This window comes from Paraburkholderia mimosarum LMG 23256 = NBRC 106338, from assembly GCF_000739815.1.
Lineage (GTDB): Bacteria > Pseudomonadota > Gammaproteobacteria > Burkholderiales > Burkholderiaceae > Paraburkholderia > Paraburkholderia mimosarum.
The window spans coordinates 93,770-119,952 of sequence record NZ_BBJJ01000016.1 but is presented as its reverse complement, the minus strand read 5'-3'; the positions used below and the strand labels follow the sequence as shown (position 1 = coordinate 119,952).

Below are 26,183 nucleotides of genomic sequence, written 5' to 3'. Positions count from 1 at the left end.
CACTCACCGGTCCTCTGGTGCAAAGAAAACACCCCACGGACCATCAGGCTCGTGGGGTGTTTTTTTCGACAGCGCGAAAAGCCGTGCTCAGCGTTGCTGCGCTTCGAACGCCGCCGCGGCACGCCCCAACCGGTCATTGACCGCAATCCACTCGATCGTCTCCGGCAGCTTCTCGATGAGGATGCGCGAGACATTCGCGCGATCGAGCGCGCGCAGCAAACCATAAAGCTCGCGAGCATATTCTTGCGGCTCTTCCGGTGCGGCAACGAAATGCACATGCGGCGCCTGCGTCCAGGCGTGCGCGCGCGAGGCGCGCGCCACGAGCGCCACCGTTTCACCGGTATCGCGCGCCGCCGAGAGCAGCGGCTCCAGCGCTTCGAACGGCAGCAGCGCGAGCGGCGTGCGCGGCGCGTAATGGGCCTTGAGCGTGCCAGAGGCGCGCGGCGCAGTGGCGTCCGAGCCGTCGGGCAGGCGCGGCGCCTCACCGAGCACGCGCGCGATATCGTGCGGCGTCACGTGGCCGGGACGCAGCAACGCGGGAAAGCCGCGCGACAAATCGAGAATCGTCGATTCGATTCCCACATCGCACGCGCCGCCATCGAGCACGTGCACCGTGCCGCCGAATTCGTCGCGCACGTGCTGCGCCGTGGTGGGGCTCACGTGGCCGAAGCGGTTCGCCGATGGCGCCGCCACGCCGCCATGGCCGCCGCGGCGCTGCGAAAACGCCGCGAGCAGCTTCTGCGCGACCGGATGCGACGGGCAGCGCAACCCCACGGAATCCTGCCCACCGCTCACGGCGTCGGGAATGCGCTCGTGGCGCTTGACGATCAGCGTGAGCGGGCCGGGCCAGAAGGCTTGGGCGAGCTTTTGCGCCGCCTCGGGCCACTCCGCGGCCCAGTACGTCGGGTCGCCGCCCGGCGGCAGATGCACGATCACCGGGTGATTCGCCGGCCGCCCCTTGGCCGCGTAGATGCGCGCGACGGCTTCGGGGCTCGCCGCATCGCCGCCGAGGCCATAGACGGTCTCGGTCGGGAACGCGACCAGTTCGCCCGCGTCGAGCAGCGCTGCGGCCTGCTCGATCTCCGCGGCGGACGGCTGCGGTTCGGTCGGATGCGGCGTGCCAGCGGGCGGCGCGTTCTGCTGATCGGACATGATGCGGCCCAACCTCAGCTCGTGGCGATGTGCAACAGGCGCGCGCAGTCGCGGGCGGCCGTGCGCGCTTCGTCGAGCGTGGGCGCGGTGAAGTTCACGTGGCCCATCTTGCGGCCCGGGCGCGCTTCTTCCTTGCCGTACAGATGCAGGCGCGCGGCCGGCATTGCGGCCACCTGGTCCCACGGCGGCGTGACGGGCGCGGCGCCCTTCTGGGGCTTCGCCTCGCCCACGGCACAGGGGAACCAGACATCGCCGAGAATGTTCAGCATCACGGCCGGCGAGTGCTGGCGCGTGTCGCCGAGCGGCATGCCCGTCATCGCGCGCACCTGCTGCTCGAACTGGCTCGTCGCGCAGGCGTCGGTCGTGTAGTGGCCGGAGTTGTGCGGGCGCGGCGCCATTTCATTGGCGACGAGCGTGCCGTCTTCGAGGATGAAGAATTCGACGCACAGCACGCCCACATAGCCAAGCTTGGCCGCGATCTGGATCGCCGCCTGCTGGGCCTGCTGCACGAGCGCCGGGCTCGCGTCGGGCGCGGGCACGATGGTGTGCGAGAGCACGCCGTTGCGATGCGTGTTCTGCGCGAGCGGATAGACCACGGCCGCGCCGTTCGTGCCGCGCGCGATCAGCGCGCTCACCTCGAACTTGAGCGGCAGACGCTTTTCGAGCACGCACGGCACGCCGCCGAGCGAGGCATGCGCTTCGCGCACTTCCTCGGCGTTGCCCACGCGAACCTGGCCTTTGCCGTCGTAGCCCATGCGCGCGGTCTTGAGGATGCCCGGAAGCACGGCAGAGAGCGCGGTGTCGTCGATGCCGGCGAGCGCCTGCGACGACTCGATCACCACGTGGGGCGCGACCGGCACGCCGGCCGCCGCGATAAAGCGCTTCTCGGCGATGCGGTCCTGCGCCACCGCCACGCAGCGCCCGGCCGGGCTCACGAAGGTCGACTTCGCCAGCGCGTCGAGGCTGGCCGCGGGCACGTTCTCGAACTCGGTCGAGATCGCCGCGCACAGGCGCGCGAGTTCGGTGAGCGCGGATTCGTCGTCGTAGGCCGCGCAGATGTGGCGGTCGGCTACGGTGCCCGCTGGGCTCGTCGCGTCGGGATCGAGCACGGCGACGCGATAGCCCATCGCCTGGGCGGCAAAGCAGAACATGCGGCCGAGCTGGCCGCCACCCACCATGCCCAGCCAGGCGCCGGGCAGGATCGGTGAAACCGGAGAGTTGTCAGGAGTCATCTTCGTGGTCGGTCGCGGCTGGCCGCGCATGTGGGGACGTCGCGCGGGCCAGGCCGGTGTTTAACGTCCGGGCGCTGCGCTCGCGGCGCGGCCTGGACGGTGATACTTCTGTCGGGCGGCGTCGCCCGGATCGATCGAATGCCAGATTACAGCGGGGGCAGCACCATGGCGTGCGCCGCTTCGTTCTGGCGCACGCGGAAGGCCGCGAGCTTGTTCGCGTATTCCGTATCGGTGACGCTCAGGATCGACACGGCGAAGAGCGCCGCATTGGCCGCGCCCGCCTCGCCGATAGCGAAGGTCGCGACCGGCACGCCCTTGGGCATCTGCACGATCGAGTGGAGCGAATCCACGCCCTTCAGATACTTGCTGACCGCCGGCACGCCGAGCACGGGCACCGTGGTCTTGGCCGCCAGCATGCCCGGCAGATGCGCCGCGCCGCCCGCGCCCGCGATGATCGCGCGCAGGCCGCGCTCGCGCGCCTTTTCCGCGTACTCGAACATTTCGTCGGGCATACGGTGCGCCGAAACGACCCTGGCCTCGTAGGCGACGCCGAACTCCTGCAGGATCGCGACCGCGTGCTTCATCGTTTCCCAGTCGGAGCTGGAGCCCATCAACACGCCGACGAGCGGCGCCGCGTGCTGGTGAGCCGTCTGAACTTCGCTCATTGTGCTTCCTTCTTCCCTCTTTGCGCTTGCTTGATTGCCTTAAGCGAGCTTCTGACCCGTGAGACGCTCGAGCGCCTCCTGATACTTCGCCGATGTCTTCTCAATTACCTCATCGGGCAGCTTCGGCGCCGGCGGCTCTTTCTTCCAGTCCTGCGTTTCGAGCCAGTCGCGCACGAACTGCTTGTCGAAGGACGGCGGGTTCGAGCCGACCTGGTATTGATCCGCGGGCCAGAAACGCGACGAGTCGGCCGTGAGCGCCTCGTCCATCAGGTACAGCTGGCCGTGGTTGTCGAGACCGAATTCGAACTTCGTGTCGGCGATGATGATGCCGCGCGTGGCCGCGTAGTCGGCGGCTTCCTTGTACAGCTTGATCGAGATTTCCTTGATGGTGCGCGAGAGCTCCGTGCCGATGCGGCGCTCCATCTCTTCGTAGGTGATGTTCTCGTCGTGGTGGCCCATTTCGGCCTTCGCTGCCGGCGTGAAGATCGGCTCGGGCAGCTTCTGCGCGTTCTGCAGGCCCGGCGGCAGCTCGACGCCGCACACGGCGCCCGTTGCCTGGTAGTCCTTCCAGCCGCTGCCAGCCAGATAGCCGCGCACCACGGCTTCCACGAGGATCGGCTCGAGGCGCTTCACCACCACGGCGCGGCCCTTGACCTGATCGACTTCGTCGGCGGCGACCACGGTCTCGGGCGCCACGCCCGTGAGGTGGTTCGGCACGACGTGCTTGAGCTTCTCGAACCAGAAGTCGGCCATCTGGTTGAGCACCTCGCCCTTGCGCGGAATCGGCTCGCCCATGATGACGTCGAACGCCGACAGACGGTCGGTGGTGACGATCAGCAGCTTGTCGTTGCCCACGGCATAGTTGTCGCGGACCTTGCCGCGGCCGAGGAGCGGCAGCGAGCGGAGCGTGGATTCGTAGAGGGTAGACATCGTCGTGATTCGCTAAAAGAACAATCGGAACGAAAAGCGGGTCTGGTCAGATTCGCGCCCGTGAACGGCGCAAGAAGACCGGAATCCTGAAGGTATTGCGAGGGTAAACCAAAATTCCCAGAAAAGCCCATCGCCGCTCCCCCGAAACAGGCGGAAACGGCGATGTTTTTACGACAACAGGCGCGTGGCGGACCTTCCCGGCGGAACCTCCGAGCCGGACCGGGCCCGCGCGCCCGGCGCATCAGGCGCCGTTAGCGGACGATCTGCGCGAGTTCACCCGACTTGTACTTCTCCGCGATCTTGTCGAGCGAGACCGGCTTGATCTTGCCGGCCTGGCCTTCGCAGCCGAACGCGAGGAAGCGATCCACGCAAACCTTCTTCGCGGCTTCGCGGGCCGGCTTCAGGTAGTCGCGCGGGTCGAACTTCGACGGGTTTTGATACATATAGCGACGGATCGCGCCCGTGATCGCCAGGCGCAGGTCGGTGTCGATGTTGATCTTGCGCACGCCGTGACGGATGCCTTCCTGGATTTCCTCCACCGGCACGCCATACGTTTCCTTCATGTCGCCGCCGAACTCGCGGATTTCCGCGAGCAGCTCCTGCGGCACCGACGACGAACCGTGCATCACGAGGTGCGTGTTCGGAATGCGCGCGTGGATTTCCTTGATGCGCTGGATCGACAGGATGTCGCCCGTGGGCTTCTTGGAGAACTTGTACGCGCCATGCGACGTGCCGATGGCGATGGCCAGCGCATCGCACTGGGTGAGCTTCACGAAGTCGGCGGCCTGCTCCGGATCGGTCAGGAGCTGCTCGCGCGTCATGGTGCCTTCGGCGCCGTGACCGTCTTCCTTGTCGCCCTTCATCGTTTCCAGCGAACCGAGCACGCCCAGTTCGGCTTCGACCGTCACGCCGATCGAGTGCGCCATTTCGACGACCTTGCGCGACACATCGACGTTGTACTCGTAGGAAGCGACCGTCTTGCCGTCGGCTTCGAGCGAGCCGTCCATCATCACGCTGGTGAAACCGCTGCGGATCGCGGCCATGCAGACCGCCGGCGACTGGCCGTGGTCCTGGTGCATCACGACCGGAATATGCGGATACGACTCGACCGCGGCTTCGATCAGGTGACGCAGGAACGGCTCGCCCGCATACTTGCGCGCGCCGGCCGAGGCTTGCATGATCACCGGCGAACCCACCTGGTTCGCGGCTTCCATGATCGCCTGGACCTGTTCCAGGTTGTTCACGTTGAACGCCGGCAGGCCATAGCCGTGTTCAGCCGCGTGATCGAGCAGTTGACGCATTGAAACGAGAGGCATTGTTGCTACTCCTTTGATTTGAAACGAATGGCTTCGTGCCGCCGGCTATCTTGCGCAGCCGGTCGAAGGCGGCCTGGCAGCCGCCGCCCGCGTGCTCGCAGCGGGCTCGATGCCGTGATTTTATCGCGAAGCGCGTCCCCTCCCGGCGCGAGGCACGCAACGGGCATGAAACTGGCGTATCGAGACGTCAAATCAGCGAGAAGATGCAAAAACGGTTGACAGGCCGTGCGGCGTTTCTACGGAGTACGTACCGGGATTTACGGGCAAAAGCCATCAATCAACACCGATTTGGCGCCGATCCGATACCAGTCTGATACCAGTCGGCGCCAGCGCGGTTTATCTTAGGGAGCCTCGCAAAAATCACGGCGAGAAACTACAAGACGGCACTCACAGCACGTCGCCCACGCGCACGATCTTCAGCGTGTTCGTGCCGCCCGGCTGACCCATCGGCTCACCCACGGTCAGCACGACCATGTCCCCGCGCGCCGCATAGCCCTTGCTCACCACCACTTCGATCGCTTGCTGGAGGGCCGTATCGCGGTCGCTGCTGGTGTCCAGATGCAGCGGCGTCACATTGCGGTAGAGCGACATCGCGCGCTCGCTGGCCGCGCGCGGCGTGAGCGCGAAGATCGGCACGTGAGTCCAGTGGCGCGACATCCAGAGCGCCGTCGAGCCCGACTCGGTGAGCGCGACGATCGCCTTGGCGCCCAGGTGGTAGGCCGTGAAGAGCGCGCCCATGGCGATCGACTGGTCGATGCGCGTGAACGTACGGTCGAGGAAGTCCTTGTCGAGTTCGCTCTGCTCCGACTTCTCGGCTTCCAGACAAATCGCGGCCATCGCCTCGATGGTCTGCACCGGGTACTTGCCCGCCGCAGATTCGGCCGAGAGCATCACTGCGTCGGTGCCGTCCAGCACGGCGTTGGCGACGTCCGAGACTTCGGCGCGCGTGGGCACCGGCGCGTGGATCATCGACTCCATCATCTGCGTGGCCGTGATGACGAGCTTGTTCGAGTCGCGCGCCATGCGGATCATGCGCTTTTGCAGCGCCGGCACCGCCGCGTTGCCCACTTCCACGGCGAGGTCGCCGCGCGCGACCATGATGCCGTCCGACGAATCAAGAATCTCCTGGAGCGCCGGAATCGCTTCGGCGCGCTCGATCTTCGCGATCATCTTCGGCTTGATGCCGTACGGCGCGCCCGCGATGTTCGCGAGCTGACGCGCCATTTCCATGTCGGTCGCGTTCTTCGGGAACGACACGGCAACGAAGTCCGCGCCGAGCGACATGGCCGTGCGGATGTCTTCCATGTCCTTCGCGGTCAGCGCGGGCGCCGTGAGGCCGCCGCCCTGGCGGTTGATGCCCTTGTTGTTCGACAGGTCGCCGCCCACGCGCACGACCGTATGAATCTCGCTGCCGATCACGCGCGAGACGTCGAGCACGATGAGGCCGTCGTTGAGCAGCAGGACGTCGCCGGGCTTCAGGTCGCGCGGCAGATCCTTGTAGTCGAGGCCGACGCGTTCGTCATTGCCCAGCTCGCATTCGGCGTCGAGGATGAAAGGTTGACCCGGCTCGAGCACCGTCTTGCCATTCTCGAATTTGCCGACGCGGATCTTCGGCCCTTGCAGGTCCGCCATGATCGCGACTTCGCGGCCGGCCTGGCGGGCGCAATCCCGCACCATTTCAGCGCGCTGACGGTGGTCGTCGGCGGTGCCGTGCGAGAAGTTGAGGCGCACCACGTCCAGCCCTGCGCGGATCATTTTCTGCAGGATGTCCGGCGTGCTGGAAGCCGGACCGATGGTGGCGACAATCTTGGTGGCGCGATGCATGAGTCTCCTCGTCTGGATAGGATCGCTGGGAAAACCGCTGCTGCGAGACGTGCTGGCCGGTCGTGCCGCGGCAGCGGACGCACCGGAACGCGCACCGGGTGAGCCCGGCGTCGCTTTCTTGGAGGTCGCCGCGGGGCTCACTTGAGCCGCTGCGGCGTCTTTTACATGCGTAACTGGATTCGATGCGGGCGTGGCTGTGCGCCCTGTCGGATTCTGCGCGGCTGTCGATTCAGCAGTCGACTGTCTTGCCGCCTCGTCTGCGACGTCTGCCATTGCGGCAACGGGCGTCGCGCCCGCCCGTGCCGGATCTGGCTGGGGCGCTGCGCCCCCCTTCTTTGCGGCCCCGGCTGCGCTGCGCGACTTCTGTGCGCCAGCGCGAGGAAGTTTGCTCATGGCGGCGGCTCTTGCCGACTTCGCGCCCGGGGCCCGCGGCGCCACTTAACCGGCCGCCCGCGTTTCGAGCACTTCGACTGCCGGCAGCTTCTTGCCTTCGAGGAACTCGAGGAAGGCGCCGCCGCCCGTCGAGATGTAGCTGACCTTGTCGGCGATGTTGTACTTCGCGATGGCCGCGAGCGTGTCGCCGCCGCCTGCGATCGAGAATGCGCCCGAGTTGGCGATCGCATCCGCGAGCGTCTTCGTGCCGTTGCCGAACTGATCGAACTCGAACACGCCGACCGGGCCGTTCCACACGATCGTGCCGGCCTGCGCGAGCTGTGCGGCGAGCGCGTTGGCGGTGACGGGGCCGATGTCGAGGATCATCTCGTCGTCGGCCACGTCGGCCACCTTCTTCGTTTCGGCCTTCGCCGTCGGCGCGAACTCCTTGGCCGTCACGACGTCGGTCGGGATCGGCACCGAGGCGCCGCGCGCGCGCGCCGCTTCGATGATGGCCTTCGCTTCGTCCACGAGATCGGCTTCGGCAAGCGACTTGCCGATCTTCAGGCCCGCAGCCAGCATGAACGTGTTGGCGATGCCGCCGCCCACGATCAGCTGGTCGACCTTTTCGGCCAGCGACTTGAGGATGGTGAGCTTGGTCGAGACCTTGGAGCCTGCCACGATCGCCACCAGCGGGCGCTTGGGCGCGCCGAGCGCCTTGCCGAGCGCGTCGAGTTCGGCCGCGAGCAGCGGGCCCGCGCAGGCGACGCCCGCATACTTCGCGATGCCGTACGTGGTCGCTTCGGCGCGGTGGGCGGTGCCGAACGCGTCGTTCACGTAGATATCGCAGAGCTTCGCCATCTTTTGCGAAAGCTCGTCCGAGTTCTTCTTCTCGCCCTTGTTCACGCGGCAGTTCTCGAGCAGCACGACGTTGCCCGGCTCGACGTTCACGCCGTTCTCAACCCAGTTCGCAACCAGCGGTACGTCGCGGCCGAGCAGTTCGGCGAGACGCTTCGCGACCGGCGCGAGCGAGTCTTCGGGCTTGAACTCGCCTTCGGTCGGGCGGCCCAGGTGCGAGGTGACCATGACGGCCGCGCCAGCGTCGAGTGCGGCCTTGATGGCCGGCACGGAGGCGCGCACGCGGGTGTCTTCGGTGATGTTGCCGTTGTCGTCCTGTGGCACGTTCAGGTCGGCGCGGATGAATACGCGCTTGCCTTTCAACTTGCCTTCGGAGATCAGATCGGAAAGACGCAGAACCTTGTTCATGGACATGTCATCTTGATGGTGGGAAGGCGGTGGCAAGGCGATGCGGGCGCCGCGGGCCAGTCTCAGTGGCGGGCGGCCAGGACGTGCTGCAGGGCACGGCGCGGGATCCGGATCTGACTGGCTTTCCGGTCAGGGCTCCGGGTCGCGGCTCGTCGCTGGCACGAGCCGGCATCGAATTGCGAGATCGGTATTTTAGCCGATAGCCAGGACGATCTGAGACGTGCCCTGGCGAATCTCGCGTATTTGGGAAGGCGCTGCACGCCCAGCGGGCATTGGGCGCGGACTGCTGCGCCGCAGCATGCGCGGCGGCTCAAAAAAAACCGCGAGGGGTGCTTGCCACACCCGAATTGCCCGCAAACCCCGCCCCACGTGCCCGCAGGCGCGCTGGGAGGCGGCAAATGACGCTAAAATAGCCGTCTTTGCCACCCGCAGCCGCGCGGCATGCGGCGAAAGCCCGCTTAACAAGCCCGATATTTACTGCACTTGTCTGGAGAATCGTATGTCAATGGCCGACCGCGACGGCAAGATCTGGATGGACGGCAAGCTGATTGACTGGCGCGACGCCAAGATTCACGTGCTGACCCACACGCTGCACTACGGCATGGGCGTTTTCGAAGGCGTACGTGCCTACCAGACCGCCAGCGGCAGCACCGCCATCTTCCGCCTCGCCGAGCACACGAAGCGCCTGCTCAACTCGGCCAAGATTTTCCAGATGGACGTGCCGTTCGACGCGAAGACGCTCGCCGAGGCACAGCTCGAAGTCGTGCGCGCGAACAAGCTCGCCTCGTGCTACATCCGTCCGATCATCTGGGTCGGCTCGGAGAAGCTCGGCGTTTCGGCGCGAGGCAACACGATTCACGTGGCCATCGCCGCATGGCCGTGGGGCGCCTATCTGGGCGAAGACGGCCTTGCCAAGGGCATCCGCGTGAAGACTTCGTCGTTCACGCGCCATCACGTGAATGTCTCGATGGTGCGCGCGAAGGCTTCGGGCTGGTACGTGAACTCGATCCTCGCCAACCAGGAAGCCACCGCCGACGGCTACGACGAAGCGCTGCTGCTCGACGTCGACGGCTACGTGTCGGAAGGCTCGGGCGAGAACTTCTTCCTCGTCAACAACGGCAAGCTGTACACGCCGGACCTCGCGTCATGCCTCGACGGCATCACGCGCGACACGGTCATCACGCTCGCGCGCGACATGGGTATTCCGGTGATCGAGAAGCGCATCACGCGCGACGAGGTGTACACCTGCGACGAAGCGTTCTTCACCGGCACCGCCGCCGAAGTCACGCCGATCCGCGAGCTCGACAACCGCACGATCGGCAGCGGCTCGCGCGGCCCGATCACGGAGAAGCTGCAATCGGCCTTCTTCGACGTGGTCTCGGGCAAGAGCGAAAAATACGCAAGCTGGCTCGCGAAGGTCTAAGCAGCGAACGCTTGCCCCCACAGCTACACAGAGAATCGTCCTCATGAGCGAAATCAAGGAAATGCCGCTGGTCGAACTTTCGGCCAAGGATCTGCCCGCTTACTGCCCGAACCCGTCGATGCCGCGCTGGAGCAACCATCCGCGCGTGTTCCTCGACGTGACGCACGGCGAAGCGAAGTGCCCATACTGCAGCACGCGTTACAAGCTGCGCGAGGGCGAGGTCGTCCACGGCCACTGACGCGTTGCGCCCAAACGTGCCGATCGCGCCCGAACGGCGCGTTGGCATTGTCGTCCGTGAGCGCGTGCCGCCGAGTGAAAGCATCGCGCTCGCCCGGCATTCCCCATGCATCACTGCCCGCAGCGTGCCGCCAGCAAGACGGCGGTGCGCTGCGGGCCGTGCGCACATCGCCACGAAGCCATACGCCGAATCTTGCGCTTTCGCCCACCGGCACGCCGGCGGGACGTCACGCAAACGCTTCGTCGAATTCATAACCGTGTTTCGCGCGCCGCCCCGAAGCGGGCAAGCCGCGCGCAACCTTTACCCTCTCCGGACCCTGACTCCCGATGCGCCGCGCGCTGGTAATCGCACCGAACTGGATCGGTGACGCACTGATGGCGCAGCCGCTATTATCGCGGCTCGTTAAACTGCACCCCCGCATTCAGATCGATGCGCTCGCGCCGACCTGGGTTGCGCCCGTGCTCGAGCGCATGCCCGAGATCCGCGACGTCTACGCCACCGACCTCGGCCACGGCAAGCTGCAGTTGCTGCGCCGCTGGCAACTGGCCGGCGATCTGCGTGCCGAGCGCTACGACGCCGCCTATGTGCTGCCCAATTCGCTCAAGTCCGCGCTGATTCCGTGGCTCGCCAACGTGCCGCTGCGCATTGGCTACACGGGGGAGAACCGCTACGGCCTGCTGAACGTGCGCCACGCGAATCCCCCGAAGAACGAGCGGCCACCGATGGTCGGGCACTACGCCGCGCTCGCTTACGCGCCGGGCGCCACCGTGCCCGACGATCTGCCGATGCCGCGCCTCGAGTCGGACCCGAACGAGGCCTCGCGCGTCTCGGCGCGCTTCAACCTCGATACGCGCGTGCCGCTGCTCGTGTTCTGCCCCGGCGCCGAATACGGCCCCGCCAAGCGCTGGCCGCCCGAGCATTTCGCGGCGCTCGCGAAGATGGTGGGCCAGTCGTTCCCGTACACGCAGATCGTCGCGCTCGGCTCGCCGAAGGACGCGCCGCTCGCCCAGGCCATCGCCGATCGTGCGCCGAACGTACGCAACCTGTGCGGGCAGACGGCGCTCGGCGAAGCGTGCGCGCTGATCTCGCGCGCGAACGCCGTGGTCACCAACGATTCGGGCCTGATGCACGTGGCGGCCGCACTGCGCCGTCCGCTCGTCGCGCTCTACGGATCGACGGATCCGCGCCACACGCCGCCCTTGTCCGAGCTTGCAAAGGTACAATGGCTGCATCTCGAATGTAGTCCCTGCTTTGCGCGCGAGTGTCCGCTCGGGCATCTGAACTGCCTGCGCGAACTGAGTCCGGAGCAGGTTTTCGGCGATCTGCGCGGCATGCTGCTCGGGCAGCGATAGCAAGCTCCAGGCGGCGTTGGGTGGCGGTGCGCCACTCAACGCCGAAGCCATGGCGCACGCGAGTGGATGTGCGCCACGCAACGGACGCCACGCGCGTTGCGCGCGCCCAATAGAAGCACGAGAGAGACCAAAGCGCCGCATCGGAGCACGACGTCACAGGCCTGTCTCGCGAGGGCGGCATGCTCGCGGCAAAGGCGGCGTCTCGTTGCAACGGCGCCGCCCGCCGGAATGCGGCGCGCGCGGCCGGCAAACGCGCGAAACGCCGCGATCGGCACATGAGCCGACGCAACCGATCAATCGCCAACCCGCGCCCAGGTACACGCCGAGTGCAACTCTGAGCACACCAGACTAACGAGCCATGCCACGTTTTGCCCACATCTTCGAAGCCGCCGCGGACACCCTCAACACGTACTACCAGGCCGTCGCGGAAGTCAACATCGACAGCTTGATGGGTCTGTGGATCGATGAAGAATTCGTGAGCTGCATCACGGCGGAAGGCGCGCATCTGCATGGCCTGCCGAACATCCGCGCGGGCCTCTCCGCGCAGCTCGAAGCGGCGCCCGTGTCGATCGAGCCGCTCGACATCCGTGTGTACGACAGCCTCGGCACCGTGGTCTACGCGATCGTGGAGGCGCACCGCCCGGTCGATCCCGGCGCGATTCCCGCCATGGTCTTCACGACCTACGTGATGGTTCACGAGCGCGGCGAGTGGCGCATCGCGCACATTCACGCGAGCCGCATGCCGGACGACGCAGCCACCCAGTTTTCGGCCAGATTGCGCCACGGCCAGGGCGCGCTGCACTGACAGACGAGCGCAAGCAGGGGGCAGTCATGAGCACGACCGACGACACCAGCAAGCCCAGCGAGGCAGCCCGCGTCGCCGCCGCGCTCGAGGCCCAGGCTGCCGTGCTCGGCGCCAGCTACGACTCCCGCTACCGTGCGCCCTTCTGGCTGCCCGGCGCACATATCCAGACCATCGTGCCGGCGCTCTTCTCGCGCCTGCCCGCGCCCGCCTACCGTCGCGAGCGCTGGGACACGCCCGATGGCGATTTCATCGACGTTGACTGGGTTGACGGCAAAAGGACCGGCCCGGGTTCACACGACGCACCGCTTTTCATCCTGTTCCACGGCCTGGAAGGCGGCTCGGGCTCGCACTACGCGCGCGCGCTCGCCGCGGCCGCGCACGCGCGCGGCTGGCACGCGGCGATTCCGCACTTTCGCAGTTGCAGCGGGCCGTTGAATCTGCTGCCGCGCTTTTACCATCTCGCCGATTCCGACGAGGCCGACTGGGTCCTGCGCCGCTTCGCCGCCCGCCACGCGGGGCCGCTCGTCGTCGCGGGGGTGTCGCTCGGCGGCAACGTGCTCCTGCACTGGCTCGCGCAGCGCCGCGAAGATGCCGCGATCGTCGCGGCCGCCGCAGCGATCTCGGCGCCGCTCGACGTGCACGCGGGCGGCGAGATGCTCGCGCAAGGCTTCGGCATGGTCTACACGCGCAGCTTCCTGAAGACGCTGAAGGTCAAGGCGCTCCAGAAGCTCGAACAGTACCCCGGCCTCTTCGACGCGCAGCGCGTGCTAGCCAGCCGCACGATGTACGAATTCGACAACGTCGTGACCGCGCCCCTGCACGGCTTTCGCAACACCCACGACTACTACACCCAGGCGACGATCCGTCCGAAGCTCGGCGAGATCGTCGTCCCCACGCTCGTTCTGAACGCGCGCAACGATCCGTTCCTGCCCGATCGCGTGCTGCCCGCGCGCCACGAAGTGAGCGCCGCAGTCGAGCTCGACCAGCCCGAACACGGCGGCCACGTCGGCTTCATGACGGGCCCGTTCCCCGGCCGCAGCGACTGGCTCGCGCAGCGCGTGTTCGCTTATCTCTCGTCTTTCGTCTCTCATGGATGACATCGTCAAACAGGCGCTCGCGCGCTGGCCCAACGTCCCGCATTGCACGGGCTGGCTGCTGCTCGACGCGCGCGGCAACTGGCGCATGCGCGACGAGGCCGCCCAGGCGCAGAACGCGCCCGGCACCGCGATCCGTCACGAAGCCCTGCTCGGCTTCATCAACCGCAACTACGAGCGCGATGAACAGGGGCAGTGGTACTTCCAGAACGGGCCGCAGCGCGTGTACGTCGAACTCGAATACACGCCGTGGATCGCCCGTCTCGCGGCAGGCCACGACGGTGGCGAGGGCGCGCTGACGCTCACCGACCAGGCCGGCCAGCCGTTCGAGCCTGTGGCCGCCTATCTCGACGAAGCGGGCAGCGTGATCTTCGCCGATGGCGGCACGCCGCCGCGCGCCGCGTTGCTGCACGATCACGACCTGGATCTGTTCTCCGACCACGCGACGCTCGCCGACGACGCCCACAGCGGCACGTTCCACTGGCGCGCCGACGCGGCGCTGCCGCTGCAGCCGATCAAGCGCGCCGACGTGTCCGCGCGCTTTGCCTTCGTGCCGAGCCCGGCGCTCGCGGAACGCGAAGCGCAAGGCGCCGCGCACGCCGACGACCCGTCGCCCGAGCGCGAAGGCCAGGCGCCTCAGCCGCGGCCCTCGTCCTTCGCGTCCTCGCGCTCCTGCTTGTAGCGCGCTTCGAAGTCGTGCAGGCGCGCATCGATGGTCGACAGGTCGTAGTAGCCCACCGATTTCATGTCGCGCGCCTCCTTGAGCTGGCGTATGGCCGAGGGCCACGCGCCGTCTAGCGCGAGCTTTTCCGCCATCGCGCGATGTTGCGTAAGCGTGTCGCCGAGCCCCGCGCTCGCCTGCGCGAGATAAAGCCACCACGCGCCTTGCTGCGGCTCGGCTTCCGTCTCGCTGCGCGCGAGCGCCTGCGCATCCTTGAACCGGTGCGCCGAAAGCAGCGCCTGCATCAGCGAATCGGTGGCCGCGTGCGAAGCGGGCCAAGCCTTGTGCGCGGCCTCACCTAGCCGCACGGCGTCGTCGGTGCGGCCCGAGCGCCGCGCAATCTCGATGGCGAGCACATCGAGACTCGGCGAGTTTCGTGTCTTGCCGCCATCCGCGGCCTCGAACTGCGCGAACGCGGCGCGCGAGTTCGCGAGCGAGGCCGTGGCGTCTGCGTAGCGCTCGAGCAGCATCTGCGCGTACGCAATGCCATACCAGTTCGCGGCGACGTTGAGCGCCGTGCGGTCTTCGAGCTCCGAACGCAGACGCGAAACCTCGTCGATGTAGTCGCCACGCGTGCGGTTCTGAAGCACGCGCACGCGTGCGCGCACGAAGCCATACTCGGGCGCCTGGTGCGGCTGACGGTAGTCGGCGCGGCGGGCGCGGTCCTGCATGTCGGCGATGCGCTCGCCGGTGAGCGGATGCGTGCGCGCGTACGCCGGCACGCCTGTGTCGCCCATCGAGTCGCGCTCGAGCCGTTCGAAAAACGCCACCATGCCCCATGAGTCGTAGCCCGCGCCCGTCAGCAGCTTGAAACCCACGCGATCGGCTTCATGCTCGGCGGCGCGCGAGAAGCGCAACTGGGTATCCACCGCGTAGGCCTGGCTGCCCAGTGCAATCGCGCTGCCGAGGTCGCCGCTGTGCGCGAGCACGCCCGCGAGAATGCCGAACAGTACGCCCGCGAGCGCAGCGAGGCCGGTGCGCACGTTTTGCGAAAGCATGCGCGCGATGTGCCGCTGCAACACGTGGCCCATCTCGTGACCGATCACGGAGGCGAGTTCGGATTCCGTTTGCGTGGCGACGATCAGGCCCGTGTTGACGCCGATAAACCCGCCGGGCAGCGAAAACGCGTTGATCTGGCCATCGCGGATCGCGAAGATCTCGAAGTCGGGCCGATAGCCGCCGATAAACTGTGCGCTCGCCGCGGCCGCGAGGCGCGCGGCGACCGAGTCGAGATAATCGAGCACGAGCCAGTCGCCGATATAGTCGGGGTCGCGCCGAATTTCGCGCATCACGCGCTCGCCGATGCGGCGCTCGGCCTGCGGCGTGAGCGCGCCGCCGGAGCCATCGCCGAGGTCGGGCAGTTGCGGCACCCAGGTGGGGGCGCGCACACTGGCATTGCTGCCCGGGTAAAGCGGACCGGACTGGCTCTGGGCCGCGAAGCGGCTCTGCGCGCCGCCATAGGTGCCGAACACGCCCTGCGCGATCGAGGCGGGGACCACGGGGTCCGCCGAGTCGTCGAGCGGGCCGTTGACGAGCGCGGGCGCCGCGGTAACGGGCGCAGTGGATGCGTCCGGCGCATGGCCCGATGCGGCGGTGACGGACTTGTGGGCCGTTGCTGGCGCTGCCGTTGTCGAGGTCGCGCCGGCGGTCGCAGCCGGGCCCGAGCCGAGACTGAGCACGGCGCCATTCGACGCCTGCGCGTACGCTTGCGGGTGAACCGCGAGCGACGCGCACAACCACGCAGCAAGCAGCCGTTTCAGACGCATTGATGACAGGATCGGAGAACGCGGGCACGGGCGCGGCGGCGAATCCGGTGCGCGCCGCCTGCGCCGACCGGTCGATTGTAGCCCGCCTGCCGCCGCACGCCGCGCTGATAAGATAGGCACCCCTCGAGGAAGAACCCACCATGCCCGAACTCACGCATTTTGACGCAGCCGGCGACGCCCACATGGTCGACGTCGGCGGCAAGGCCGAGACGAAGCGCATCGCGCTAGCGAGCGGCACGATTCGCATGCTGCCGGAGACCTTCGCGCTGATCCGCGACGGCCACGCAAAGAAAGGCGACGTGATCGGCGTCGCGCGCATCGCGGCGATCCAGGGCGCGAAGCGCACGTCGGACCTGATTCCGCTTTGCCACCCGCTCGCGATCACGCGCGTGAAGGTGGACTTCACGCTCGACGAAGCGCTGCCGGGCGTGCACTGCACCGCGCAGGTGGAGACGCTCGGCCGCACAGGCGTGGAGATGGAAGCGCTGACCGCCGTGCAGGTCGGTCTGCTGACGGTCTACGACATGTGCAAGGCCGTGGACCGCGGCATGACGATCACCGATGTGCGCGTGCTGGAGAAGCACGGCGGGAAGTCGGGGGATTGGGTGGCTGAGCGTTGAGCCCACGGGCTCCATCGAGGATAGGGCTATGACGATCGACGAGCTGCTCGAGCAGGTGCTGGCCTTCCGCGACGCGCGCGACTGGAAGCAGTTTCACACGCTGCGCAATCTGATCGTCTCTACGAGCATCGAGGCCGGCGAGCTGCTGGAAACCGTGCAGTGGAAGAACGATGCCGAGATCGAAGCCTTGCTCGCCGACCCCGAGCAATTGAAGAACCTCCGGCACGAGTGCGCCGATGTGTTCATCTATCTCATGCTGGTCGCCAACACGGCGGGATTCAGTCTCGTCGATGCGGCGGCAGAGAAGCTCGCGCTGAACGCGCGGCGCTATCCGGTCGAGAAAGCGAAGGGCAGCGCCGCGAAATACTCCGAGCTTTGATCGCGGCAAGCCGCACCGCCGCTTTGTAGACAGGCCGCGAGACTCAGTCCTCCGAATCGTCCTCGTCGTCGGGCTCGGCCGCTTTCGGCGGAACGCCGTACTTCTTCACCAGTTGCGCCTTGAAGTCCTTGAGCGTGTCCTGCTCGTCGAGCAGTCCGTAGAGCGAAGCAAGCTGCGTCGGCCAGTCGTGCAACTCGGTGGCGAAAATGCGCAGGCGCTCCACCGTATCGAATGCACCCACCGTGTCGCCATCCAGCGCCTGCAAGACCGCATAGCGGCGCAGCACTGTCTCGCCGGGCAGCAGCGCAATGGCACGCTGGTGCGCGTAGAGCTTGCTCGAAAGACTCGCGGCGTTCATCGGCAACAGCGTAGCCATGCCGTAGTCGCCCCAGGCGCCGAACAGACGCGACGGATCGGCGCCATAATCGCGCGCCGGATGCTGGCCGTAGTACAGCACCTCCGCGCGGTTGTAGTCGCGCAGCACCGGGTACAGCGCCGCGATGGCGCCGAACACGACCACCGCATACACGCCGAGCGCCACGTGCGGCGGCACGACGGAGAGCGGCTTCGTCTCCAGCAGGCCGAACACGAACATCGCGGGCAGCAGGAAGAACATGTACTGCTGCGGATATTCGACGAGCGCGTGCATGACGAGCACGCCGATCAGCATGAAGCCGAACACGCGCTCGGCGGTATGCGGCACGCGCAGCGCCCGCACGAACCAGGTGACGAGCCCGATCACGACGATGCCGAGCCCCACGAGGCCGGTCTTGGCTAGCAGGTCGAGGAAGATGTCGTGCGCGTTGTTGGCGATCTCGACGCCGCCCAGCGAGCGCACGAGCTCGAATTGATGCACCGGGAAATCGCCCCAGCCGACGCCTAGCACAGGATGCGACTTGAACATCGTCCAGCCGTAGCGCCACAGCGCGAGTCGTGGCGCGATCTGGCTGGCGTCCTTCATGCGTTCGGCGGCCGACTGGGCCAGGTCGAGGTTGTAGCGAATGTTGGCCCACCGCACGAACGCATTCATGCCGAAGAAGAGCACCAACAGCAGGACCGGAATGAGCCAGGCGCGCAAGCCGGCCGCCTTGCGGCCCGAGAGCGCCGCGGACGCGAGTCCGTCGGCACTCGCGCCGCGCCCCTCGCCCGCTTCAGTGCGGCAGCCCGTCAGCGCGATCCACAGCCCCGCGACGAAGATCACCCCCATCTGCAGCCACGGCCCGCGCGACACCGTGAGCGCGAGGCCGCCCGAATAGATCGCGGTCAGCACGCCCCAGAGCAAGGGGTTCAGGCGGCGCGTCTGCACGAGGTACATCGCGCCGGCCATGGCGAAAGCGATATACGACGCGAGGTGATTGGCCTGCGCCATGTTGCCGAACGGCCGCCGATCGACCGTGATGTTGTACGCGACCACGAGCGGCGTGACTTTCGTTTCCAGGTGAAAGAGCTGGATCACCTGGCTGAACACGGCGAAGAGCCCCCCGATCTGCAACGCGAACGCGCCCCACACGAGCGCCGACTGCATGAGGCGCGCGCGAGAGATGGTGTAACCCGCGTGCGTCGCCAGAAAGGCGGCGAGCAGGTAGCCCGCGCCCAGCCAGTTCATCGACGGCTCGGCGAGCGGCAGCGCGAAGGTCTGGACGATCAGCAGCAGGCCGAAGAAAAGCGGCACCAGCGCAACCGTGGGCGACGCGAAACCGCCGCCCGAGCGCGCCGGGCGAACGAGCATCAGCGTCGCTGCGGCGACCAGCACATAAAGTGTCAGCGCAACGAATTCCGCATAGAACGTGGGAATCGGATAGGTGTGGTTGACGACGGCATAAGGCAGCGTCAACGCGAGGGCCAGCAAGACGAACGTAAGGTAACGCGCAAATTTGGAAGGCATGGACTAGGCGGCAGGCGTCAGCAACGGGGCACTATACAAAACTTTTCCCCCGCTGTGCGGGTGCGGCCCGGTACTGCCGGCTCAGCATGCGCGGCTGCTGCCCGGTCGCACCCGCATGAACTGCGCGAACAGTGACATTGCCGGCTCGCGCCAGCGACGTGTCCGCTGCGCATGCTTCACGCGCAGCGGGCCCATCGTTGCCAGAGCATCGAAGCGCGAGGCCTACGCGCGACAGTCCGGCGGCGCGAGATTGCCGGCCAGCGTTGCGGCGTTCACGGGCGATGGGCCCGAGCCGGGCGGCCCCAGCGACGAAGCCGTCTTGCCGGCTGCGAAGCACTCCCACGTGAGCGTGCCGCCCTGCGCGCTGCCCTTCGCGAGCGCGACGCGCGCGGTGGGCTGATCGGTGTTGTCGGGCACCGAGGGCACGAGCACGATCGTGTTGCTGCCCGCGGGCGCCACGCGCGATGTGAACGCGACCGTGATCTGCCCGGTCGTGTCGTCGATGTGCAGGGAATCCACGTTGCGCGTCGCGGGGGGCACCGCATAGCCCGCGCTAAATTCGTTGCCGCTCGCGGCGTTCTCCGCCACGGCGAGCCGCGCCGAAGCCGCGAGCGAAAGGCCCTCGCCCACGCGGCTGCGCGCAAGGTAGTCCTGGTACGCGGGAATCGCGTAGGCGGCGATCACGCCGACGATCGCAAGCACGATCATCAGTTCGATCAGCGTGAAACCGCGCGCGGTCCAGCGCGAAGCGAGGCACGCCAGTCTCGCAAAACGCGCGAAGGGGCCATCGCGCGCGCTCATGGCGTGCGCGTCGCTACGTGCCAAGCGGGTCAAGGCAGGTACGGATACGATCATCTTCAGGGCTCCTGAAACAAGAAACGCCCGGCCACAGTCGTGGTCAGGCGTCTTGATCGTATCGACGGCCACGCTCATCGGGCAGTCGACCGGATGGCCGAGGCCAAACGAACAGGACCAGTGGCCTGGATGCAGCGACAGCGCGGGCGACTGCGCCCCAGTGCGATTGAATGCCCTTAAGTTTGTGCGCGCCGCGCGTTGCGGCGCCTGAGCCAGGAGCCGAGCCCGACGACGAACACCGCCCCCGCCACGCACATGCCGTACTCCGCCACCGGCGTATCGAGCAGCGGCCAGCGGTCGCCGGCGGGATCGTTGACGATGAGCCCACCCGCGATCCAGCCGAGCAGCGCCGCGCCGAACGTCACGATCACGGGATAGCGGTCGAGCAGCTTCAGCACGAGCTGGCTGCCCCACACAATGAGCGGAATGCTCACCAGCAGCCCGAAGATCACGAGCGCGATGCGATGGCGAGGATCGGCGGCTTCGGCTGCGCCCGCAATCGCCACCACGTTGTCGAGGCTCATCACCGCGTCGGCGACGATGATCGTCTTGATCGCCCCGATCAGCTTGTCGGCGGGCTTCACATTGGCGTGCTCGATATGACTGGGCGCAAGCAGCCGCACGCCGATCCACAGCAGCAGCAGTCCGCCCGTGAACTTCAGGAACGGCACGTTGAGCAGCATCACCGCGAAGGCGATCAGCACGACACGCAGCGCGATTGCGCCCGCGGTGCCCCAGAGGATGCCGCGCAAGCGCTGCTGCGAAGGCAGGTCGCGGCAGGCGAGCGCGATCACCACGGCGTTGTCGCCGCCGAGCAGGATGTCGATGACGATGATCTGGATGACTGCGCCCCAGTGGAGCGACGCGAAAAACTCGAACATGAAAACGGGAGACTCAGAAGTGACTCAGGATTGGCGGTTCACGCGGCGAGCCAAATAAAAAAGCGAGGAAGCCATGACTGGCTCCCTCGCTTTTGTCCGGAAACCTCGTGAAAGGATTCCGCAAGGATATCAAAAATCGCTGGCTGCTCGCGCATTCATGACGCGCGAGCGCCCGCGAATCTGGATTTACAGCACCGACTTCAGCAGACGGCCCATTTCCGACGGGTTGCGCGTCACCTTGATGCCGCAGCCGTCCATGATTTCCAGCTTCGCGTCGGCCGTGTCCGCACCGCCCGAGATCAGCGCGCCGGCGTGGCCCATGCGCTTGCCCGGAGGCGCCGTGACGCCCGCGATGAAGCCGACCACCGGCTTCTTCATGTTGTCCTTGATCCAGTAAGCGGCGTTCGCTTCGTCCGGACCGCCGATCTCGCCGATCATGATCACGGCGTCCGTATCCGGATCGTCGTTGAACATCTTCATGACGTCGATGTGCTTCAGACCGTTGATCGGGTCGCCGCCGATACCGACTGCCGACGACTGGCCGAGGCCGAGCGCGGTGAGCTGGGCCACGGCTTCATACGTCAGCGTGCCCGAGCGCGACACGACACCGATGCGGCCCTTGCGGTGGATGTGACCCGGCATGATGCCGATCTTCAGCTCGTCCGGCGTGATCGTGCCGGGGCAGTTCGGGCCGAGCAGCAGCGTCTTGCGGCCTTCGCGGCGCATACGGTCCTTGACCTCGATCATGTCGCGCACGGGAATGCCTTCCGTGATGCAGATTGCGAGATCGAGGTCGGCCTCGACGGCTTCCCAGATCGCAGCGGCTGCGCCTGCGGGCGGCACGTAGATGACCGAAACGGTCGCGCCGGTGGCTTCCTTCGCTTCACGCACGTTCGCGTAGATGGGAATGCCCTCGAAGTCCTCGCCGGCCTTCTTCGGGTTCACGCCCGCGACGAACGCTTCGCGGCCGTTGGCGTACTCACGGCAGGCGCGGGTGTGGAACTGACCGGTCTTGCCGGTGATGCCCTGCGTGATGACCTTGGTGTCTTTGTTGATCAGAATCGACATGTATTGACCTCTGTTCGTTTGGCGCAATTCGTCGCGTCGCCCGCACGGATGCGGAGTTCGCGCCGAACACTACGCCATTCGTATCCGGTGAAAATTACTTGCCTTCGGCAGCCGCGACGACCTTCTGCGCGGCCTCTTCCATGCTGTCTGCCGAGATGATCGGCAGGCCCGATTCGGCCAGCATCTTCTTGCCGAGGTCCTCGTTCGTGCCCTTCATGCGCACGACGAGCGGCACGTTCAGGTTCACGGCCTTCGAACCGGCGATCACGCCTTCCGCGATCACGTCGCAGCGCATGATGCCGCCGAAGATGTTCACGAGGATCGCCTTCAGGCCCGGGTTCTTGAGCATGAGCTTGAACGCTTCGGTCACCTTCTCGGTCGTGGCACCGCCGCCGACGTCGAGGAAGTTGGCCGGCTCGCCGCCGAACAGCTTGATGGTGTCCATCGTCGCCATCGCGAGGCCTGCGCCGTTCACGAGACAGCCGATGTTGCCGTCGAGCGAGATGTAAGCGAGGTCGAACTTCGAGGCTTCGATTTCAGCCGGATCTTCTTCGTCCAGATCGCGGTAAGCCACGATTTCGGGGTGGCGTGCAAGCGCGTTCGAATCGAAGTTGAACTTCGCGTCGAGCGCCGTCACGGTGCCGTTGCTGGAGACGTTCAGCGGGTTGATTTCGGCCAGCGACGCATCGGTTTCCCAGAACGCCTTGTACAGACCCTTCAGGATGTCGCGCGCTTGCGGAATCGAAGCCGCGGGCACGCCGATCTTCGCGGCGAGGTCGTCGGCCTGCGCGTCGAGCAGACCCGTCGACGGCTCGACGATGACCTTGTGGATCAGTTCCGGGTGCTTTTCGGCGACTTCTTCGATGTCCATGCCGCCTTCGCTCGAACCCATCAGAACGACCTTTTGCGACACGCGATCGACGACGAGGCTGACATACAGTTCTTGCTTGATGTCGGCGCCTTCTTCGATCAGCAGGCGGTTGACCTTCTGGCCTTCCGGACCGGTCTGGTGCGTGACGAGCTGCATGCCGAGGATCTGGTTCGCGTACTCGCGCACCTGCTCGAGCGACTTGGCAACCTTCACGCCGCCGCCCTTGCCGCGGCCACCCGCGTGGATCTGTGCCTTGACGACCCAAACCGGACCGCCCAGCTCTTCAGCGGCCTTGACCGCGTCATCCACCGAAAACACCGGGATGCCGCGCGGGACCGCGACTCCGAATTTCCGCAGGATTTCCTTACCCTGGTACTCGTGAATCTTCATGCGTGATTCCTTCAGTCTGAGAGTTGGAGTGAACTTCGATTCCGCTGTTGTTATTCATGCGTGACGTCGCCGGCCCTGCCCTCTCGGCCCGGGCTGCTGTCGTCGCGCACGCCGGCGGCGTCCGCGCCGCGCTCTATGGAACGCGGCACATGGCCATACCAGCGCGGATAAAACTGCTTCACCGCCTCTGAGTCCAACCGCAGCGCGTGGCAGCGGCCAAGCTGGAAAGGCGGCTTCTCGCCGGCGGCCTCGTTGCCTCCGGCGGTCTTGCCGAGTTCCGGTCCGGGCTCTTCGCCCGGCGAGCCATTCGATGTGTCCCACACCTCTCCGACGAACGCCTGGATCGCGACGGTCGGCAGTACGCCCAACATTTCTGTGAGATGCGTGCAGCCAGCCGTGCCGGCGACGAGCCGGCCCGCTTCGCGGCGGAAGTTCTGGAGGAGATTGAGCCCGATGAGGGCCCGATAGGCGGGGTTAGCGTTCTGGCACTGACCGTCATAAGGCACCCAGTCGGACGACGCCTGGGCGTCGACGACATTGAGCTTGCGATCGATCGTAATGCGCAGCCAGAGTTCATGGATCGGCAAACCGTTGGGCCGGACACCGGCGGCGAGCGGCACGTCGCGTGGCTTGTGGTCGGTCAGGCACGCGTCGATGTCCCACAGGCCGTCTTCGCGCTCATAGGCAACCGCCCGGATGGCGCGCTGATGGCGCAACTGGCGGGGCACGGGCGGGGAAAGCGGCATGCTAAAGCTAAGACCGGATGGGAAAACCTCGCGATTTTAACATACCGGGTATTTGGGACAGCCGCGGATACACAGGGCCGGCTCACAGGCCCGGCGCGGGTTTGCGCGCGCCGGTTTTCGGGACGACCGGCTCAATTGCCGGAGCAGTCTTCCTCGAGACCCTTGAGGATCTTGCCGATGATCGACATCGAGAAGCCGCGCGCCGCGAGAAAACGCGCCTGGCGCGCGCGCTCAGCCGGCGTTTCGGGCAACTGACCATACTTCTTCTGCCAGACGGCGCGGGCGCGCACGAGTTCGGTCTCGCGCAACTGCGTGCTCACCTCTTCGATGAGCGCGTCGCCCACGGCGTGGCGCTTCAGTTCGCTGACGATGCGTCCTGCCCCCACGCGCGCCGCGCGCCGGTGCACGACGCTTTCGGCAAAGCGGGCATCGGAGAGCCAGCCCTCGCGTTCGAGCGAATCGAGCAGCGCCTCGAGCGCGTCGGCGTCGTCGGTGTACGGCATGAGCTTGCGCGAGAGTTCGGCACGGCTGTATTCGCGGCGCGAAAGATAGCCGAGCGCGCGGCCTTTGAGCGAGCGCTCGGGACGCTGCTTTTCCGCGGGCGATTTGTCGCGCGCGCCCGCTCGTGCAGCGCGCGTGGTCGAGCTGCGCTCGTAGGTGTCTGCTTGGGGTGTGGTGGCCTCGTCTGGCTCGTCCATCGGTGCCCGCCGGGATCGCGAGCCGGACGCCGCTTTGGATGACGGTTCGGACCTCGCGTTCGGCGAAGCCTCACCTTGCGCGCCGAAGAACGCCTCGAACGGCACTTCGAAAACCGCGCCGCCATCGTCACCGATACCGGCCGGCGAAGAATAGTCCCCGCCAGAATGCGCAAAGCCGCGATCGCCCGCCTGGGCATCGCGGCTCGAAGAGCGCATGCGTGGGTCGCGCAGCGAATCCGCAGGCAAACTCGCGGACAAATCCGTGCGCAAGTTCGCCTGCTCGGAAGACATCGTGGACGCCGCCCGAGACGGCGGCATCGAAGCGGACCCGCCCTTGCGCATCGGCTTGCCTTAGTGACGAGGGCTTATTCTTCGTCGGCGATCTCGACTTCGCCGCCATCATTGGCGCCGACCGGCATCGTGTTGACGCCGAGCGATTCACGGATGCGGTTTTCGATCTCGCGAGCAATGTCCGGATTCTCGCGCAGGAATTCGCGCGCGTTGTCCTTGCCCTGGCCGATGCGCTCGCCGCTATAGCTGTACCACGCACCCGCCTTGTCGACGATCTTGGCCTGCACGCCGAGGTCGATGATTTCGCCCTGACGCGAGATGCCTTCGCCATAGAGGATGTCGAACACGGCTTCGCGGAACGGCGGCGAGACCTTGTTCTTCACGACCTTCACGCGCGTTTCGCTACCGATCACCTCGTCGTTCTTCTTGATCGAGCCGATACGGCGAATGTCCAGACGCACCGACGCGTAGAACTTGAGCGCGTTGCCGCCCGTGGTGGTTTCCGGGTTGCCGAACATCACACCGATCTTCATGCGGATCTGGTTGATGAAGATCACCATGCAGTTCGTCTTCTTGATCGTGCCGGTGAGCTTGCGCAGTGCCTGCGACATCAGACGCGCCTGCAGACCCGGCAGCGAGTCGCCCATTTCACCTTCGATTTCGGCCTTCGGCACGAGCGCCGCGACCGAGTCGATCACGATCATGTCGATCGAGCCCGAGCGCACGAGCGCGTCGGTGATTTCGAGCGCCTGCTCGCCCGTGTCCGGCTGCGAGATGAGCAGTTCCGGCACGTTCACGCCGAGCTTGGCGGCGTACTGCACGTCGAGCGCGTGTTCCGCGTCGATGAACGCTGCCGTGCCGCCGAGCTTCTGCAGTTCGGCGATCACCTGGAGCGTGAGCGTGGTCTTGCCCGACGATTCCGGACCGTAGATCTCGACCACCCGGCCGCGCGGCAGGCCGCCCACGCCGAGCGCGATGTCGAGGCCGAGCGAGCCGGTGGAGACTACCTGGATGTCCTCGACCGCCTCGCCGTCGCCGAGTCGCATGATCGACCCCTTGCCGAACTGCTTTTCGATCTGCGCGAGCGCGGCGGCCAGCGCCTTGCTCTTTTCAGCAGTCAGTCCAGCCGAGCCTTTCTTGCTATCTTCCATGAATCGTCCTTTGCTATGATGAACGGCGTCTCGTGACCATGTGCACACCTCATTGCGCACGCCTCATTCGGGCTAATGCACACGAACGCAGACACTGTATAAAAAAACAGTGGTTTTGGCAAGTCTTTACGGCTAACCAGAACCTCGATTTTCGGAGACCGCCGCGCGTCGCGTGGCCGCGCCTTCAAGGAC

General features: G+C 66.4%; 23 protein-coding genes and 1 pseudogene. 8 read left to right on the top strand and 16 right to left on the bottom strand.

Annotated elements, in window-relative coordinates:
- Positions 1–87 precede the first annotated feature (87 nt).
- The 7 genes from BMI01S_RS14260 to BMI01S_RS14230 all read right to left on the bottom strand — a co-directional run bounded on the left by BMI01S_RS14260 (position 88) and on the right by BMI01S_RS14230 (position 8,757).
- Positions 88–1,152, bottom strand: coding sequence for an L-threonylcarbamoyladenylate synthase (locus BMI01S_RS14260; RefSeq protein WP_028211753.1), 1,065 nt, complete (start codon positions 1,150–1,152; stop codon positions 88–90).
- Between the two features lie 14 nt (positions 1,153–1,166).
- The gene (locus BMI01S_RS14255; protein WP_028211754.1) at positions 1,167–2,384 is read right to left on the bottom strand and encodes a 5-(carboxyamino)imidazole ribonucleotide synthase; all 1,218 of its coding nucleotides are present in this window, start codon (positions 2,382–2,384) and stop codon (positions 1,167–1,169) included.
- A gap of 146 nt (positions 2,385–2,530) precedes the next feature.
- A complete protein-coding gene (gene purE, locus BMI01S_RS14250) occupies positions 2,531–3,049 on the bottom strand; it encodes a 5-(carboxyamino)imidazole ribonucleotide mutase (protein ID WP_028211755.1) in 519 nt (172 codons plus the stop codon).
- A gap of 39 nt (positions 3,050–3,088) precedes the next feature.
- Positions 3,089–3,979 carry a phosphoribosylaminoimidazolesuccinocarboxamide synthase gene (locus BMI01S_RS14245; RefSeq protein WP_028211756.1) on the bottom strand — a complete coding sequence of 297 codons (891 nt, stop codon included), beginning with the start codon at positions 3,977–3,979 and terminating at the stop codon, positions 3,089–3,091.
- A gap of 251 nt (positions 3,980–4,230) precedes the next feature.
- Positions 4,231–5,295 carry a class II fructose-bisphosphate aldolase gene (gene fba / locus BMI01S_RS14240; protein WP_028211757.1) on the bottom strand — a complete coding sequence of 355 codons (1,065 nt, stop codon included), beginning with the start codon at positions 5,293–5,295 and terminating at the stop codon, positions 4,231–4,233.
- Positions 5,296–5,682: 387 nt separating this feature from the next.
- Positions 5,683–7,119 carry a pyruvate kinase gene (gene pyk, locus BMI01S_RS14235; protein ID WP_028211758.1) on the bottom strand — a complete coding sequence of 479 codons (1,437 nt, stop codon included), beginning with the start codon at positions 7,117–7,119 and terminating at the stop codon, positions 5,683–5,685.
- Between the two features lie 438 nt (positions 7,120–7,557).
- Positions 7,558–8,757, bottom strand: coding sequence for a phosphoglycerate kinase (locus tag BMI01S_RS14230; RefSeq protein ID WP_028211759.1), 1,200 nt, complete (start codon positions 8,755–8,757; stop codon positions 7,558–7,560).
- A 499-nt stretch (positions 8,758–9,256) separates the two neighbouring features.
- Between BMI01S_RS14230 and BMI01S_RS14225 the strand changes: the two genes are divergently transcribed.
- The 6 genes and pseudogenes from BMI01S_RS14225 to BMI01S_RS14200 all read left to right on the top strand — a co-directional run.
- Positions 9,257–10,180 carry a branched-chain amino acid transaminase gene (locus tag BMI01S_RS14225; RefSeq protein ID WP_028211760.1) on the top strand — a complete coding sequence of 308 codons (924 nt, stop codon included), beginning with the start codon at positions 9,257–9,259 and terminating at the stop codon, positions 10,178–10,180.
- 43 nt (positions 10,181–10,223) lie between these two features.
- Positions 10,224–10,418 (top strand): zinc-finger domain-containing protein, encoded by a 195-nt coding sequence (locus tag BMI01S_RS14220; protein ID WP_028211761.1) that lies wholly within the window; start codon positions 10,224–10,226, stop codon positions 10,416–10,418.
- 326 nt (positions 10,419–10,744) lie between these two features.
- On the top strand, positions 10,745–11,770 hold the full coding sequence (gene waaF / locus BMI01S_RS14215; RefSeq protein WP_028211762.1) for a lipopolysaccharide heptosyltransferase II: 1,026 nt from the start codon (positions 10,745–10,747) through the stop codon (positions 11,768–11,770).
- 358 nt (positions 11,771–12,128) lie between these two features.
- Positions 12,129–12,575 carry a nuclear transport factor 2 family protein gene (locus BMI01S_RS14210; protein WP_028211763.1) on the top strand — a complete coding sequence of 149 codons (447 nt, stop codon included), beginning with the start codon at positions 12,129–12,131 and terminating at the stop codon, positions 12,573–12,575.
- Between the two features lie 26 nt (positions 12,576–12,601).
- Positions 12,602–13,672, top strand: coding sequence for a hydrolase (locus BMI01S_RS14205; protein WP_028211764.1), 1,071 nt, complete (start codon positions 12,602–12,604; stop codon positions 13,670–13,672).
- A pseudogene (locus BMI01S_RS14200) lies at positions 13,665–14,240 on the top strand (DUF2946 family protein); the annotation flags it as partial. The gene BMI01S_RS14205 and the pseudogene BMI01S_RS14200, both read left to right, overlap by 8 nt.
- Positions 14,241–14,305: 65 nt before the next feature.
- Here BMI01S_RS14200 and BMI01S_RS14195 read toward each other — a convergent pair.
- Positions 14,306–16,156 carry a M48 family metalloprotease gene (locus BMI01S_RS14195; protein WP_028211765.1) on the bottom strand — a complete coding sequence of 617 codons (1,851 nt, stop codon included), beginning with the start codon at positions 16,154–16,156 and terminating at the stop codon, positions 14,306–14,308.
- 140 nt (positions 16,157–16,296) lie between these two features.
- On the opposite strand from BMI01S_RS14195, the gene moaC reads away from it, so the two are divergent.
- Entirely contained in the window at positions 16,297–16,776 is a 480-nt protein-coding gene (gene moaC / locus BMI01S_RS14190; RefSeq protein ID WP_028211766.1) for a cyclic pyranopterin monophosphate synthase MoaC, read from the top strand.
- Positions 16,777–16,804: 28 nt separating this feature from the next.
- Positions 16,805–17,155: a nucleotide pyrophosphohydrolase gene (locus BMI01S_RS14185; RefSeq protein WP_028211767.1), complete on the top strand. Its 351-nt coding sequence runs from the start codon at positions 16,805–16,807 to the stop codon at positions 17,153–17,155.
- Positions 17,156–17,198: 43 nt separating this feature from the next.
- Here the strand turns inward: BMI01S_RS14185 and BMI01S_RS14180 are convergent, their stop codons facing one another.
- The 8 genes from BMI01S_RS14180 to recA form a co-directional block, all read right to left on the bottom strand.
- Complete coding sequence (locus BMI01S_RS14180) at positions 17,199–19,040, bottom strand: PglL family O-oligosaccharyltransferase (protein WP_028211768.1); 1,842 nt, start codon at positions 19,038–19,040, stop codon at positions 17,199–17,201.
- A gap of 222 nt (positions 19,041–19,262) precedes the next feature.
- The gene (locus BMI01S_RS14175; RefSeq protein ID WP_154671243.1) at positions 19,263–19,841 is read right to left on the bottom strand and encodes a pilin; all 579 of its coding nucleotides are present in this window, start codon (positions 19,839–19,841) and stop codon (positions 19,263–19,265) included.
- 230 nt (positions 19,842–20,071) lie between these two features.
- A complete protein-coding gene (locus BMI01S_RS14170; protein WP_028211770.1) occupies positions 20,072–20,776 on the bottom strand; it encodes a TerC family protein in 705 nt (234 codons plus the stop codon).
- A 186-nt stretch (positions 20,777–20,962) separates the two neighbouring features.
- Positions 20,963–21,844: a succinate--CoA ligase subunit alpha gene (gene sucD, locus BMI01S_RS14165; RefSeq protein WP_028211771.1), complete on the bottom strand. Its 882-nt coding sequence runs from the start codon at positions 21,842–21,844 to the stop codon at positions 20,963–20,965.
- 94 nt (positions 21,845–21,938) lie between these two features.
- Entirely contained in the window at positions 21,939–23,105 is a 1,167-nt protein-coding gene (gene sucC / locus BMI01S_RS14160; RefSeq protein WP_028211772.1) for an ADP-forming succinate--CoA ligase subunit beta, read from the bottom strand.
- Positions 23,106–23,155: 50 nt separating this feature from the next.
- Positions 23,156–23,851 (bottom strand): DUF2889 domain-containing protein, encoded by a 696-nt coding sequence (locus BMI01S_RS14155; protein ID WP_028211773.1) that lies wholly within the window; start codon positions 23,849–23,851, stop codon positions 23,156–23,158.
- A gap of 131 nt (positions 23,852–23,982) precedes the next feature.
- On the bottom strand, positions 23,983–24,840 hold the full coding sequence (recX, locus tag BMI01S_RS14150) for a recombination regulator RecX (RefSeq protein WP_238327789.1): 858 nt from the start codon (positions 24,838–24,840) through the stop codon (positions 23,983–23,985).
- A 74-nt stretch (positions 24,841–24,914) separates the two neighbouring features.
- Positions 24,915–25,991: a recombinase RecA gene (gene recA / locus BMI01S_RS14145; RefSeq protein ID WP_028211774.1), complete on the bottom strand. Its 1,077-nt coding sequence runs from the start codon at positions 25,989–25,991 to the stop codon at positions 24,915–24,917.
- Positions 25,992–26,183 lie beyond the last annotated feature (192 nt).